Source organism: Flavivirga eckloniae (assembly GCF_002886045.1).
Taxonomy (GTDB): domain Bacteria; phylum Bacteroidota; class Bacteroidia; order Flavobacteriales; family Flavobacteriaceae; genus Flavivirga; species Flavivirga eckloniae.
In genome coordinates, this window is sequence record NZ_CP025791.1 from 2,708,968 (window position 1) to 2,724,496 (window position 15,529).

16 protein-coding genes are annotated in these 15,529 nt (G+C 34.4%); 1 reads left to right on the top strand and 15 read right to left on the bottom strand.

From position 1 onward, the window contains the following. Positions 1–122 precede the first annotated feature (122 nt). The gene (locus C1H87_RS11060) at positions 123–554 is read left to right on the top strand and encodes a tellurite resistance TerB family protein (protein ID WP_102755867.1); all 432 of its coding nucleotides are present in this window, start codon (positions 123–125) and stop codon (positions 552–554) included. Between the two features lie 120 nt (positions 555–674). Here C1H87_RS11060 and C1H87_RS11065 read toward each other — a convergent pair whose 3' ends face one another. The 15 genes from C1H87_RS11065 to C1H87_RS11135 all read right to left on the bottom strand — a co-directional run bounded on the left by C1H87_RS11065 (position 675) and on the right by C1H87_RS11135 (position 15,524). Further along, positions 675–1,250: a hypothetical protein gene (locus C1H87_RS11065; RefSeq protein ID WP_158655195.1), complete on the bottom strand. Its 576-nt coding sequence runs from the start codon at positions 1,248–1,250 to the stop codon at positions 675–677. A 175-nt stretch (positions 1,251–1,425) separates the two neighbouring features. Next, entirely contained in the window at positions 1,426–2,463 is a 1,038-nt protein-coding gene (locus C1H87_RS11070) for a glycoside hydrolase family 130 protein (RefSeq protein ID WP_199769353.1), read from the bottom strand. Positions 2,464–2,543: 80 nt separating this feature from the next. After that, positions 2,544–2,984 carry an SRPBCC family protein gene (locus C1H87_RS11075; RefSeq protein WP_102755870.1) on the bottom strand — a complete coding sequence of 147 codons (441 nt, stop codon included), beginning with the start codon at positions 2,982–2,984 and terminating at the stop codon, positions 2,544–2,546. Positions 2,985–3,230: 246 nt separating this feature from the next. After that, positions 3,231–3,626: a DUF2721 domain-containing protein gene (locus tag C1H87_RS11080; protein ID WP_102755871.1), complete on the bottom strand. Its 396-nt coding sequence runs from the start codon at positions 3,624–3,626 to the stop codon at positions 3,231–3,233. Positions 3,627–3,709: 83 nt separating this feature from the next. Continuing rightward, positions 3,710–4,333: a Type 1 glutamine amidotransferase-like domain-containing protein gene (locus C1H87_RS11085; RefSeq protein WP_102755872.1), complete on the bottom strand. Its 624-nt coding sequence runs from the start codon at positions 4,331–4,333 to the stop codon at positions 3,710–3,712. A gap of 140 nt (positions 4,334–4,473) precedes the next feature. Next, positions 4,474–5,028, bottom strand: coding sequence for a DUF4738 domain-containing protein (locus tag C1H87_RS11090; protein WP_102755873.1), 555 nt, complete (start codon positions 5,026–5,028; stop codon positions 4,474–4,476). A 71-nt stretch (positions 5,029–5,099) separates the two neighbouring features. After that, positions 5,100–5,666: a hypothetical protein gene (locus C1H87_RS11095; protein WP_102755874.1), complete on the bottom strand. Its 567-nt coding sequence runs from the start codon at positions 5,664–5,666 to the stop codon at positions 5,100–5,102. A 51-nt stretch (positions 5,667–5,717) separates the two neighbouring features. Then, positions 5,718–6,548, bottom strand: a complete 831-nt coding sequence (locus C1H87_RS11100) for a 3'(2'),5'-bisphosphate nucleotidase CysQ family protein (protein ID WP_102755875.1) — start codon at positions 6,546–6,548, stop codon at positions 5,718–5,720. Positions 6,549–6,550: 2 nt separating this feature from the next. Further along, entirely contained in the window at positions 6,551–7,498 is a 948-nt protein-coding gene (locus C1H87_RS11105; protein ID WP_102755876.1) for an oxidoreductase family protein, read from the bottom strand. A gap of 125 nt (positions 7,499–7,623) precedes the next feature. Next, complete coding sequence (locus C1H87_RS11110; protein ID WP_102755877.1) at positions 7,624–8,223, bottom strand: DUF998 domain-containing protein; 600 nt, start codon at positions 8,221–8,223, stop codon at positions 7,624–7,626. 227 nt (positions 8,224–8,450) lie between these two features. Next, positions 8,451–9,707: an Nramp family divalent metal transporter gene (locus C1H87_RS11115; protein ID WP_102755878.1), complete on the bottom strand. Its 1,257-nt coding sequence runs from the start codon at positions 9,705–9,707 to the stop codon at positions 8,451–8,453. A gap of 3 nt (positions 9,708–9,710) precedes the next feature. Beyond that, positions 9,711–11,609 carry a hypothetical protein gene (locus C1H87_RS11120; RefSeq protein WP_158655196.1) on the bottom strand — a complete coding sequence of 633 codons (1,899 nt, stop codon included), beginning with the start codon at positions 11,607–11,609 and terminating at the stop codon, positions 9,711–9,713. Between the two features lie 93 nt (positions 11,610–11,702). After that, positions 11,703–12,548, bottom strand: a complete 846-nt coding sequence (gene kduI, locus C1H87_RS11125; protein WP_102755880.1) for a 5-dehydro-4-deoxy-D-glucuronate isomerase — start codon at positions 12,546–12,548, stop codon at positions 11,703–11,705. 8 nt (positions 12,549–12,556) lie between these two features. Then, the gene (locus C1H87_RS11130) at positions 12,557–13,660 is read right to left on the bottom strand and encodes a glycoside hydrolase family 88 protein (RefSeq protein ID WP_102755881.1); all 1,104 of its coding nucleotides are present in this window, start codon (positions 13,658–13,660) and stop codon (positions 12,557–12,559) included. A 166-nt stretch (positions 13,661–13,826) separates the two neighbouring features. Further along, the gene (locus C1H87_RS11135; protein ID WP_102755882.1) at positions 13,827–15,524 is read right to left on the bottom strand and encodes a RagB/SusD family nutrient uptake outer membrane protein; all 1,698 of its coding nucleotides are present in this window, start codon (positions 15,522–15,524) and stop codon (positions 13,827–13,829) included. Positions 15,525–15,529 lie beyond the last annotated feature (5 nt).

Sequence of the window (15,529 nt, forward strand, 5' to 3'; positions counted from 1 at the left end):
TATTTTTCTTGTTCATTTTTATTTGTTAATTTGGACTGAGTAGAAGCACTTTATATTATTTTCATTTCATATAAAAAATATGTAGGTTTGCACGACTTTAAAAACAAAAAATAATAAAAAATATGTCGTTTTCGAATTTATTTGATAGTGGATTTAAGAAGCGTAATGAAAGTCATTTCGCAGCTATTGTTCGTGTTGCCATGGAGGATGGTATCATCACCAATGAGGAACAAGCATTTTTAGATAGATTGGCACACAATTTAGATATTAGTGAAGGAAATTATAAATCAATTTTAAAAGATTATAAATCGCACCCAATTAATCCTCCTGTATCTTACGACATGCGTTTGGAGCGTTTGTATGATTTAGTAAGAATGGTACATGTTGATACTATTAATGGTGATTCTGAAAACACTTTACTTAAAAAATTAGGAATAGGACTTGGGTTTCATTCTGAAAATGTAAAATATATTATAGATAAAGCACTTACACTAGTAGATAATGGTGCCGATCTGGATACATTTATTGACGAGATAAAACATATGAATCAATAAAAAGATTCAACTTCATAAAATATAAAAGCGCCTACACTTCGACTTTGCTCTGTGATTAGGCGCTTTTTTTGTGGAAAATAGAATAAATATTATTCGATATATCTAAACTTTGTACACCGTTTAATTTTTCAGAATGATAAACCAATCCCAGTCTGCCGGGTCACCCACTCCTACACTTGGTGTGTATAAAAACAGGTTGATCTTACCTTCTGGATTTGAGTTACGGTAATTTGAAACGACCTTTAAATTATCAATAGAATTCCAAATATCCGTGTAATTAATCGTTTCTGGGTAATGGGCGTTTTCATCGTACATTACTTTTGCGAATTCACTAGTATCTGGCAATGGCAAATTTTCGTCTATCGTTTGAAAAGCATTTGGAGAACTAACACTCTCTGGATAAGACATCTCTCCAAGTCCCATCCAATGGATTGTTCCATCGAAAAGCTTTTTCTCAAATTCTTTATAATATAGTTGAACACTGCCAAAATCTCCGGGACTCTCGTAAGTTGTAGAAATAGTAAAGTCTGGGGACTTGGAAAATTCCAGCTCTTTTCCTCCTTCGAATTTGTTTGTTAAAAAATCAACTTTCAACAAAACAACCTTGTTTTCATTATCTCCTGGAATAGGGTTATCGTCTTCTTTGTCGCACGATAACATTAAACTCGCTAAAGCGAATAATAATACTTTTTTCATAACATTTTTAATTTTTTTATTTATCATTAAGATGCATCAAATCTTATTTGGTTGCCTCTATAATACTTAAAAAATTATTTTAATGTTATTGTAATCGGTCGTTTAAACTATAAATCCTTGCATTGTTTATTTGAAGTGAGGTCTTAACTTAGATACCTTAAAACATTTAAAATAATTAAGTAAGATGTTTTAAAATATCATTTATTGAGAATTTAGCTTGACAAACATACTGGTCTGATGCTCCATAATAAATAATGATTTCGTCATCTTTTACTATATGCCCGTTGGTGAATACAACATTCCCCAAAAAACCTTCCTTTTCGTATAGCTCCAATGGTTCCATTATGGGTTCTTCGGATCGAGCAATTACTATACTAGGGTCGTTTAGATCTAACAACAATGCCCCCAAACAATAGCGATTTGTTTCGGTTGCACCATGATAAATTTCCAACCAGCCATGCGGCGTTTTAATTGGGCTTGCTCCTGCTCCTAATCTTTTACTATCAAATTTTCCCTGTCTGGTTTTTGCAATACACTTGTGGTTTCCCCAGTGTAATCCGTCTGGCGATTCTGCCAGCCATAAGTAATTACCTCCTATTTCTGGACTACTTGGACGGTGTAGCGCATAATATTTCCCATGTATTTTCGATGTGAACAGGGCACAGTCTTTATTATGGGGTGGTAAGATAAGCCCATGTCTTTTAAAATCTGTCCAATTAGTGGTTGTTTGAAGCCCTACGCTAACTCCATGGCTAGAAACTGCGGTATAGCTTAAATAGTAAGTGTTTTCTATTTGGGACACCCTGCAATCTTCAATACCATAGCTTTCATACTTCCCTGCTCCAAAAAGATTCCCAGACTCATGGAATGTGCTACCGTCTTCGCTATAAAACAGCCTTAAGTGTGAAATCGTGGTTAAATAATCTGTCCCATTATAATTTATTACACGAGGGTCTTCCTTATTTAATTTAAGATCGTTGCTTTTAAATTTTAGCATTTTCAATCCTCCTTCTTCATTGTAAATAGGAACCGTTACTTCTCCAGTATTTTGTACAGTTCTTTCCGCTACTCTTACTAATAACCAAATTTTGTTATTAAAAATAAAAACTCCGGGGTTTAATACACATTCAACAACCATCTCTGCTGAACTGGGACTTACATTTTCTGGAGATAAAATTGGGTTATTGGAATGTCTTATAGCTAGATCTTTCATGTTTGATATTTACTAAGACTTGATGTCGAAAATTACAACTTAAGTGTTCAGGGTTTAGAATTCAAATTCTTCCTGTGTAATTATTGGTTTTCGACGAATTCTTTAAATTGTATCATCCATTTTTGGGCTGGCTTTTTATACATACTTGGAAATAAAATCGCCATCATTTTTGGCATAAACCAATTTATTCGAGTATACTCAAATTCGTACTCATACCTCGTGCGATTATCATCTAATACTATAAATTCACATTTCATTGTATTGTCCATGTGCTTATGATGATAGTTTGATTCAAACAAATCTGGTAATTGATTATTCGTTATGGCTTCGGTTAATTCCATATCTCGTTTTCCTTGTCTATAGTACATCTTAGACACAGCTCCTTTCTCACCTTGTACTCCGCTTACCAGTTCTTTTTTAACAAATCCATCTTGATACTCCCCAAGATATTTTGGATCGGCAAAGTATTTTACAACTTCATCTCTCGATTTATCAATTTCTATTGCCCCTTTTATTTTCATGATTACTTATTTTGAATTACTCACAATAATTGTAAAGACATAGGTTAAGGTGTTTTTCGGAGTATCCCAAATATAAGAAATACCACACGATTTAAAGTGTGTAACTTCGTGTCAATTAAAATGCTAAGAATAAAAAAATGTATTTAATAAAACGGATAGAGGTTTTTATGTTATGATCAGCTTGAAAAGTTAAAAACTCTGTGTAATCACTATCAGCTACAAACTGGTAGCAAAAACCAAATTAGCTTATCTGTTCTCAATATCATTAATATGATGCTCTAAAGCTTTTACTGAAATTTGAATTTCCCAAATTAAAAAAGCCAAAGAAAATATTAATAAAATAAGAGCTAAACCAAATACCCAAACCGCAATAGTATGTTGTTGTATGTAAATTAAAAACATGGTAAGTACACAAAATAACAAACTGGTAATCCCAAAAATTTGCATAGAGCGGGTTAAATATAAGCGGTGTTTTATATTTTTTATTTGAGCCATTAAAACGGAATCCTTTTCCTTTTGATACTTATCGTGCAAGTTTCGTATTATAGCTGCATAAGCCAAAAATCTATTGGTGTAAGCCAGCATAATTAAAGATATTGCCGAAAATAATAGAGCAGGAGTTGTTAAGGTTAGTTCATCCATGATTAATACGTTTTGTACAAAAAACTAAATTATTAATTCCATTTTATAATCGAGTGTTTTTAACTCTGGATTTAGAAGTTTTTTTATTCTTCAATTATTACATCTCCATCTCTTAAAGCTTTAAAAAGCCATTTGTTATCTATACATCTTTGAATTTCCTTGCCTATTGCTTCCGACTCAAAATGATCAGAATCATAATGAGGCATAAATGAGTAATTATAAATTCCTAATCCCTCATAAATTGGTTTGTCGATTTCTTCGTAGGGAAAATTATTAGGGTCGTCTACATTTTCAATTGATTTTAAAGAATCTGAGAGAATACAAATTCCAGCACTATATCCTCCATAAAGAAAATCAGTCTTATTTTTTAATTCTTTAAATATCTCATCGAATCCACTTAATTTCATCGCCATCCTTAGTACAAAGGTATTTCCTCCACTAACCCATAATGCTCCCAAGGAATTGAGTTTATTTCTTAGGTCATCTTTTTTATGAAAATACATTTTCAAATCTAAAGGTTCAGCTTTGAATCCAATCCCATTCAGAAATTCAATTTCTTCATTTTGATGTTTGTTCGCTCTTTCAAGGTCTGAGCCAACCCAATCTCTCGAATTATTTATATGACCGATTCTATTATTATCAGGAATTAGTTTTTTTAATTCTTCAATTTTATTTCCGAATTTGTATGACGATAAGTAGTATTTCATTTCTTTTATGGTAGCTGACAGTCTTGTGTGTGAAATGTAACATACAAAAAGATGCTAACTTTTCGGATTCACACAGAGTCAAATTAAAAATTTGGTATTTACTAAATATGCTTTATACACGTCTTTGTAACAAACGATTTTTATAATCCGATATCCTCATAGTCCCAAGAATCAATTTGATTCTTCTTTTTCGTTTGATAGAAAACTCCAAAGTCGTTTCCAATAACCCAATCAGTATCTGGAACATTTAAGGAACCTTTAAAAAAGAGTCGATTTGAACGAATTCCATCATATTCAATTTCTGTAAGTACACATAATTTATAAAACTCTGTATTAAGGCTGTCTTTAAAGGCTTTTTTTGTCAATTTTCTATTTAGTATTGTGTCTTTTTGTTTGGTTAGTATTATTTGAGATACATAATCGTGATAAATCCCTTTGTAATTTCCATTTACAGCTACAATTGAACTATCATTTAATGAGTAAGTTTTCAATTCAAGTTGATGTAAATCATTCCCAATTCTCACTTCTTGATTGTTTCTAATTGTGTCAAAATCAGTTTGCCAATAAACAACTGTTGTATCTGGCGTTTTTATATCTGTTTTGGATTCTGGTTTAGATTCTTTTTTATTGGATTTTTTTTGATCGCAACTCAATAAAATTGAAAGTGTAAATATTAAAATCAGAAGTTTTTTCATTTCTTTTTTCAACTGTTTGGTGACTTTGAATATAACAAACGTCACTTGCCTAAAGGACAGCTATGTTTTGTTTATAGTGTTAGTATTTTTACTTTTTCAATTTTTTCCTCAATTTGGACAACTCTTTCATTCCAATATATTTGGGCATTTCGAGCATCATATTTAGGTTTCTTTTTTGAACCTTTTTTCATTTCTTTTGGAATACGATAGAGAAAGGTTGCATTTTGATATTCATCTTTAGCAATATCACATTGTATTTCTGGATCTTTTTTTCTTTGCGCCCAAAAGTGTTGATGTTCTAAATAATGTTCTTTTATTTTTTCGAAATAATTAATTAAAGCTTTTGAGTCGTTTGGTATATAACCAGGTCCACTGCAACCACAAGAATGAAACGTAATTCCAACTTTATATAATGTGGATATATGATTCCACGCTTTTATATCTGTTTTCTTGGGAGATTCAAAATCCAATCCCATATTAGCCATTAAACTACTGCATTCTGGGCATTTCGCTGGTGATTCTTTTTCATCCTTACTTTGTCCTCCATTAATATCACTCAGCAACCTTCTTTTAAATGTTTTTCTACAATTAAAACAGGCATAATGAGATTTATAAGTTGTCATTGCGTATCGACACATAGCTCAAATTTATTATTATGATACCCTTTCTGATAAATTAATGCCTATCAACTACTTATTTATAATGAAATTAGCATAATAGATACCTTGGTGATTCATAAAAGTATCATCTTTTATATTCAGGTCTAATCTTCCTCCTTCAAAATTCGTTGCGGGCAATCCTAATTCTTGATAAATACATGCCGTAGCTGCAAAGTCCCATATACTTCCCCCACCGTTTTCTTTTTTAGGAAGCTTTAGCATACATGCCGGACCATTTTCCAGCACAAGAATGCCATTTAATACTGCACCCGAACCAGCAATTTCTTTTACCCCATTTAAACCCAATCGCTCTACATTTTCATTTAATAATCTTTCTATTTCGGCTGCTTGGTGTGTATCCTTTAATTTCCGATCTGTTACGTAGGTTAAATGATTATTCGTGTGTTTAATTTCCCAAGGGCTATAATTCTTATAGGCTCCATTCCCTTTGATGGCATAGTACAATGTATTTGTGTTAGGATCAAACACAACTCCAATATATGGTGTCCCATCTTTTGCAATTAAGGCTATAGATACAGAAAACCCTGGTTGTTTATTAATAAAAGCAAGCGTTCCGTCCATCGGGTCAATGCACCAAAAAAAATCTTCATAGAATCGACTACGATCATCTTCAGTCTCTTCTGATAAAAGTGCTAAATTAAACGCTTTACAGGTGGGAAGTAGATGAGAAAGAATTGCTTTTTCACATGCTCTGTCTACTTCGGTTACGACTTGTGAGGCATAGCTTGTCCCTGCTTTCTTCTTCTCTACCGGAACATCATCACTCATATACTGCTGAATAATTTTTCCTGCTGAAAGGGCTGCTTTGATCGCTATATTATTAAGTTGTAACAGATCCATTTTTATAAACTATTAATCACTTCTGCTGTAATACGTTCACTATAACTATTAATCTTCCAGTGATCTGGACTCCATCCTTTTATAAAGCGATGAAAGTCCGCCCAAGCTACTCTATATAAAGACCGCCATTCGGTTTCTAGCGCCTCATTTCTTTCCTTAAGCTCACTTTGTAAACATGTGAAATAAGTATCTAAAATTTGTGCTTCTAAACGTTCACATTCCTTTTCGTTAAGACAACTTCCTATAAAGTACGCCACATCTTTCATTCCGCACCCACCACCTACATACTGAAAATCTACTCCAGCAACTTGTCCATCTTGAGCAAAACAGAAGTTTGCGAGTTTTGCATCCCCGTGAACAAACGTTTTGTACTTACATGTATTCAGTTTTTCATTAATAGTAGAAGCTGCCTCCCTCAACCTTTGATCTTCCAATACTGCTAATTCATGAGGTCTAGTCTCTAAATGCCAATAGGTTCCTACTTCCCAAAGCCCATCTGGAGCTTTTCCCAGATAACTTGCGTGAAATTGTGCCAACCATGCCAAACAGGAAGATATCTCTTCCCATGTAACAGTACCTTTGCGTAAGGAATAGCCTGCTTCATCCAAATCCTCCAGCACCATCATCACCTCATCATCTTGCCTATCAATGGCCAAGCATTGTGGCAGACGAGCAGTACTGTTTTTACTATATGTGTCATACCATGTTGTTTCCACTTTATATGACTTCACCTTTCGTTGATGACCGATATCTGTATTCCATCCTCGAGGGTGATTTTTATACGCAGGCAACTGAACATGCTTTACCACTACACTTTCAATAGAAGCATTCTTCAATCCAACTCTCATGATTTTTCCGTACCCACTCCACAATTCCTGAATCATCTCTTTTTCAATTAATGAAGAAGCTCCTGTTTTCTGCAGAATGATCGATTTAAAATATTCATTCATAAGGCATCAAAGATAACAAATTGTTATAGGGAGTTAGGTTCGTAATTTTTCTAAAGTAACTATAGCATGTTACTTAGTTTACTGATAATATAATTGTTCGTTAAGGGGTAATGGTTTACGCTAAATTAGTTTCCAGCCTTATTGATTTCTCTCTTATAGATCAATTCTACGGAGGTCAAAGCAGTCCATCCAAATACAATTCCAAATACTAATCTATGAGTTATCGGCATAGACCAAAACCCAAGTATAAATCCTATTATTGATAACACAAGAATTGTAGCGGTAAAATTTGCTCTGGTTCTAGTTCCTTTTTTTAATGCCCTGTTATAGCCAAGTCTTGAAAGTCCAAAAAGCCAAAATGCTAATCCAAGACAGATTGCCACTATATGTGCTTTAGAAAATGGTGTTTCAGACATTTGCATATCTATTGGTATAGCTGTAAAAGCAAATCCCAATCCAAATAGTGATAACAGCGTTGACAATAATTTGTCATTTAGTAAATTCCCATATGTTAGTCCAAATACAAAGAGTAGTAATCCAACTATTATAAATCCAATTATGTTGAACCATATTGCGTTAGGTTCTCCTTTCGCACCAAGTTTGCTTATAAAATCATTAATAAAGCTAAATTCCTGATTTAAATAACCAAATATTAGCAAAGTGATAACTAAAATCAAGACCGATAAAACCCCAATAATTCCAACGGTTTTTTCTTTAAAGTTCATTTTGATTTTTTAGTTTTCAAATTATATACAGCGTTTAGTATAAGTATTAATAGAGCTACTTACACACTGTTTAGTAACGTACTTGATAGCTCATTATTACCTCAATTTAATTGAATTTCGGATTAATACAAGACCGGATTTTATATTTTGTTGGCAAATAAACGAACAAACGTGGTGATTGCATGAATTGTCAATCACCACGTTTTACAAACTAATCGCTATTAATGCTAAGATAATATACTTGACAGATCGTCTATTAAGCCTTCAATTCCTAGGCTACTTACGTAGAGTGTAAACAACATGATAATGCTTAATATTACGTAATCGTACACCTTGTTTACATGTTTACCCATTAAGCTTTTTTTACAGGTTAAATAGAATATAGAACCTATTGTAATAGGTAATACTATTGCTATACATGCCTGAGATAATATGAGGATAAATACGGGTTTGAATCCTAATGCGATTCCTAAAACACTTGTTAATGTTAAAATAAATACTAAAATCCTGTGGTATGTTGTTTTGGTATTTCGTTCTTCGTTTTTATAGTCAATTATTAACCATGGGATTACCAACATATTTGGGAGGTGAGATGACAATCCTGCTGCTAATATTCCTATAACAAAAACACCAAGTGCTGCTTTTCCGGCGATGGGTTCCATTAAAGGAATCATCTCGGCAACATTATTTAACCTCAACCCCTGAACATGTAATGTTGAGGCGGCCGTAATTAATACTGCTGCACTAATTAAAAACATCATGGAGGCACTTACAAATGCATCACGCTTTTGTAAAGCATTGTCGGACATGTTCCAACCCATATCTTTAACGATTTGCGATCGTATAATAAAAGCGAAAACTGAAACTGTGGTTCCTACCATTCCGGCAATAACGACCAAAGGGCTATTATCGCTTCCTTCTGTAGCTTCTGGTAGTTTAGGAACAAACAATCCAGACATAAGATCTGAAAAGGAAGGGAAGTTTATAAACATGGTCGCGATAAATGCTATTCCCATTATTGCAACAAGAATCGCCAGTATCTTTTCAAACATGGCATAATTTCCTACCCATATTATAACATAAACTAACAGGCCAACAATTATAGACCATGCTAAAGTAGATATTTCCCATGGCATAATACTCTCGGACCAAACATGTAATACTTCTGCCAGAATCCCCAACAAACCTGTTAATGCACTTACAATAATAGTTGAAAGCGCAATTAATAAGGTAATGGCTAAACCGGGATGTATTCGTTTTTTTATTCCTTGTATAACGGTTTCGCCGGTAACCATGGTATAGCGGCTAAACAGTATGATTAAGTAATATGTTATAATACAACTTACAAGTACCGTCCAAAGCAGATCCAAACCAAAATTAGCACCGGCTTTAGACATTGATGTAACGCTTCCGGTACCAACATTATAGCCTATAAGAAATATCCCAGGTAGAACACTGGCTATTATTTTTTTTAATCTTGACATAAGCTAATTTTTAGGTGTTAAACTGTATATAACTGTATTTTCACTAAACTCGGCATAGGCTACGTCGCAAATACCGTTTCTGTGTTTTAACTCAACTTGTTTTCGTTTTAGGCTTACATTTTTTGGAGTTTCAACATTAAATTGAACCCCCTTTCCTTTAAGCTCTAACGATGCCATCGATTCTGTTAATTGAACATTTACACGGTCTTTACCATCATACACCAACATTGGCCATGTTAAACGCTTGTTACCAACAACTCCTTTAAACTCATTTTTAACAACAACTTTTCCATCTGTAATTGAAATGGTTTCAATTATTGTAACCTGAGACGATTTCTTTCCAGGGTTTGTTATATCGTGTGTAATACGAAATTTTGCCTCCTTTGTATTGCTTTCCAGAATTTCAACTTTGGATGATTTATTCTTCTGTTCTGATAAAGACACCCATGTGCCTTCTTCATTTTGCCATAATGGCCCTAAAGCAACACTTTTCTTGTCTTTATTTATATATGACGCTATCCCGTCTGATGGTCCTAATTGCGGATGCCCTCCTTTTAAATGTACCCGAATAATACCTGTTGGGTTATATTTCTGATCTCCGTTCGTATCGTATTCCAAATAGGTTCCTGCTGCATTCGCAAAAATTTTATGGAACGGATTCACAATTGGTAAGACAAAACCTCCAATATCGGCTGGCGATGGTAATTCTTCTATCTCATTATTTGAAAATTCCCAAGCCTGAGCTAACATGGATGTGGCAAGCATATTATAACATGTGTGTATGGAATAACGCTCGTACCCATGTTTGTTTTCTATAGGAAAACGATTTTTTACAATGTAGCCAGAACCATCTTCTCTTATCCATTGATTCATAGAATTCAAGGACATCATAGCTGCTCTTTTAAAAGCACCTGCTTCCTTTTCTCTACCGGCACGGGCATACGCATTAGCATAAATCTCAAAAACAACGCATTGTTGTGCTTCGTTCCAGATATGATGACTACTTCTGTATCCCGTTCCTAATTCACCAAATGGCGACTGCATAAATAATGAAGTCCAGGCGCCTTTCCATAAATAATGTCTTAAACTGGTAGCTTGGGGGCCTTTATATTCCAGTTGAAGCATCCCAGAAAGATAATGTCTAGGAAACAAATCGTAAGGTAGCGGATTACCATGCTCATTATACATGCCCAAATCTGTGAAATTAGAAAGTTGCAGCCCTAACATTTTCTCTACATAATCATAGTTAGTAAATCCGCTTTTGGCTCTTAAAAATTCACCTGCTGTGTGTACCAATACCCAATTATTCTCTTTGGGTTTATTATAGGTACGGTACAGCTTTTCAACTTGAATCGAATGTATTTTATCGTCCCAGGATTTTAGTTGCTCTTTACTTACAAATGGTTTATAAGTTTCGTAAGCTAGCATAACGGGCCATGTGTAAAAATCGCCATGATTACCATTAACCGTTGCATTTACCATATCGGTAAGTGAGATATCTAGAGCCTTCATGCCTCTTAAAGCTAAACTATCGTTTACATCAATATGGGACGATGCTACCAAAGCCGCCACACTATGGGCAAAACAGGGTGTTGTATAATATTTCTCTACATTCTCTACAGGGTCAATAATTCTACCATCCTTATCTTGATATTTAATCATCGCTCTTACCTGAGCGTCTATGATTTTTAAATAATCTTTACGATGAAGACCAGTTGGTGTAAAACTCTCTGCTTTTTCCTGATTTTGTAAAAATACATTTATGTTTTCGGAAAGCGGGTGCATGTCGTTTTCAACTCCTTTTTTAGACAATGCACCTAAAGGAATTAAAGCAACGGCAGCTGCTGTTGTAAGCTTCTTATTCGCTGTTTTTTCAGTAACATGAGAATCTTTACAACTCATAACCGTGAACATTGAAAAAACAAAAAGTAATATGTTTTTTAAACCCATTCTTTTAAATTATTTTCTTCATCAATACTATTAATCAATTCGTAATTATCTTAAATCTTCTGGCTTAATCCCATCCATATCCATAAAATCAAGATTTTCTCCTGCCATTCCCCAAACAAAACTATAATTTGATGTTCCTGCTCCTGAATGTATTGACCATGGCGGGGAAATTACAGCTTGATTGTTAGACATCCATATGTGTCTTGTTTCCTGGGCTTGCCCCATGAAATGACACACCATGTGATTTTCCTGTACATTCGTATACAAATACACTTCCATCCTTCTGTTATGCGTATGTGCAGGCATCGTATTCCAGATACTACCAGGTTTTAATTCTGTAATTCCCATTTGCAACTGGCATGTCGATGTTGTTGCAGCAACTATATATTGTATAATCTGTCTTTCGTTGGCGTCTTCTGCTCTTCCCAAATCCACAAGTGCTACATCGTCAATCGTTATCTTTTTTGTTGGAAAAGTTTTATGAGCTGGAGAAGAGTTAATATAAAACAATGCAGGTTCGTTGCTGTTCTTACTTTCAAAGATTACAGACTTAGCTCCCATACCAATATATATTGCTTCTTTATTAGCTATATCGTAATCAACACCATCAACTTTTACAACACCATTTCCTCCTATATTTATAATTCCTAACTCACGTCTGTCGCAAAAATGCTCTGCCTTTAACGGGTCAATTGGTTCAAGTGTTAATGGTTTTTCTTTTGGGACAGCACCTCCTGCAATAAATCTATCGTAATGCGTATATGTTAGTATTATTCTACCTTCATCAAAAACTTTGTCTATAAGAAAAGTGTCTCTTAATTTATCTGTTCCATATGCTTTAACATCGCCTGGGTGCGACTCAAACCTTTCATTATAACTTATTTCTGTCATCTTAATAATTAATTATTATTTAAATTCATTTTATACATTTCGCTGGCTGCTAATAAAAATGTTCCCGTAACATATTCATGAGAATCATCTTTCGATAGATTAACAGGTCTATCACCAACAAGTTGTCCCCATTGTACCTTTCCTTTTTTACTTATTTCGTCAGTAACCGATTTCCATGCTTTTTTAACTACAGGAATATATTCTTCTTTGGATAAAATACCATGATTAATGCCATATGCTATGCCATAAATAAAGAAGCTTGTTCCACTTGTTTCTTTAAACGGTGCATAATCTGGATCGGCTAAATTAGGGTACCAAAATCCTTCTTCAGATTGGCATTTTTTAAGAGCTGCTGCCATACCTTTCATTACTTCCTCGTACCTCTTATAGTTGCCATGCTCCATAGGCAGGTACTCTAATATTCGTGCAATTCCTGCTATGGCCCAACCATTTCCTCTAGACCAGATTATTTGTTTATTTCCTTCTGTGTTTGATGGGAAAAAACGTTTATCACGATAAAATAAGTCTAAATCGGTGTTATACAGTTTACCATATACATCCCAAAAACAGGCATCCATCCATTCTAAATACTTCTTATTTCCTGTTACATCATATAACATCGCTAAAGCTGGAGGACCTGTAAACAATCCGTCAACATAGCGGGTTCCACCTTCGTAATACCATTCTCTAGGGTTAGAAACAGGGTTTCTTATCGCCGGATTTTCAAGATGTTCTATTATAGATTTTATCTTCTTTTTATCTCTTTTTGCCATATAAGATTCTATCATGGTTTGCCCACAGGTAAGTAAGTTTACACCACTGGCATCATGAACAGGAGGCAAAGTTGGCAACGTCCAGTTTAAAGATTCACAAAGGGCATCACTTTGTTTCAAAAATGTCTCATCTTCGGTTGCAAAGTAACAGGCCATAACACCTGCATAGTAAGTACCTCGAATCCAGTTATCGTCGTATTTCTGCCATGGATTTTTTAATTGATAGGCGTTTACCCTATCCATAAGTTCTTTTATAGTTGCTTTATCGTAAATAGACTGCGCTTTTAAATTAGGCACTAGAATGATTACGATAATACATGATAAAATAAGTTTCTTCATTTTTGCTTTATTTAATAATTGATAATTAATATTAAGTTTATTTATAACATTTTAATTTTAAGAGCCTTAAATCTGATAACGAATAAAAAACAGACCTTTACCCCTAAAGGTCTGTTTTTTTTAAACTAACTCAAACAAAAATGTATAAAAAAATAGGTCAAATCATTTAATTCGTATATCCAGGGTTCTGTTCTAAATCTCCCAGTGTATTTAATTCTATTTCGCTAAATGGAATAGGCATTAAATTGTTATGAGGCTCTATGGTAAGACCAGCAAAAGGGTTCCCTATCACCGTTCTATCATATACAAGCTTCAGTCTGCTTAATGTTATCCTTCTGTTCTCTTCATAATTCAATTCTCTCATCCGTTCATCCAAAATGTAATCAATGTCAACTTCGCCAGGTGTAACCGGTGTAGCTTGCGCTCTATTTCTTATCATATTTATATCGTTGGCAGCATTAGTTGCATTGCCCTGAGCCAAATAAGCTTCTGCTCTAAGTAAATAGGTTTCTGCTACACGAATTTGATACCAGTCTGTAAATGTTTGCCCAGAAAAATTAGCCATCGCTCCTGTTTCGGTATTAGCCAAAATTTCATCTGGATGATCGTTATACGTTGAAATTTTAGTAACATTCGGATAAAAATCACGTAATGTATCTTGTGCCGACAGATTATCGAACCAAGTTTGAGGAAAATCACTTATGTTTTGTCCAAAGTATGCAGACGATGGGTTATCGCAAACCCAGTCTCTTTGAATATTACGATTGTGGTTTCTTACATCGGCAGCAAAGGTTCCGGCATTGCTATCCCATCCCCAAATAGCATGGGTATAATATGGTGTAGGACGAATGAACCCTACTGGTCTTCCTCCATTTTGAGTAGAGGCAGCAAAAAATATTTTTTGTCCATCTGGTCCATTTAAGAACCAATATAGGCATCCATAATATCTCTCGTATCTGAAATTATTATCTACTTTTTCAATGTTAATTTCTGTATTACCAGGAATATTAAACTCTTCTTGCAAAACTAAGATACCTTCTGTATTTCCCGAACTTCCTCTGTTTTGGTTAAACCTTTGAAATAAATCCCAATAAGGATCTCCATCGTCGCTGGCTCTTCTCCCAAAACGTGCTGTCATTAAGTTAATATTTGGGTCGTTAATTACTGTAGAAGCAGCTGTAATAGCTTTATCTAATTCTCCAGTAGCGATGTATAATTCTGCCAAATAGTGATTAGCTGCTGCATTGTTTAACCTTCCTGGAGCTGCTACTTCTGCAACACCGGGTAGAATTGACGCGGCATACTCAAAATCCTGAATAGCCTGATCTAATGTTTCAGCCAAAGTAGCTCTTGTAAAATCCCTGCTAGGAGTTGAAATTTCATCTAGCACAATAGGTACACCACCATAAAGAAATGCTAAAGATCTGTAAGCAAATGCACGAAACCATCTCGCTTCTGCCACATGTAAATCTTTATCTGCCTGAGAAGGGTACTCAACGTCTACAATTCTATTTAAGATCACATTCGAATTCGCTATCATTTTATAATACCGTTTCCAAAAATCCAATACATATCCTGCAGAAGGAATTTGACCGGTTCTGTAATCTCCTAACCCTCCTGTTTCTGGGCTCCTGGCTGCCATACATAAATCTGTACCAGAATGCATCAACGTATTGTTCGAACCTTGATTAAGCGCTCTCATTATAGCATAATTAGAAACCAAGGCCGCTTCAAAATCTTCGGGATTGATATAGGATATTTCAGGAGTTAAAAAATCCTGAGGTGTTTCTATTAATCGATCTTCATTACATGCAGTAACTAAAAACAGCAAACATCCTAAAATTATATATTTATATTTTTTCATAATAC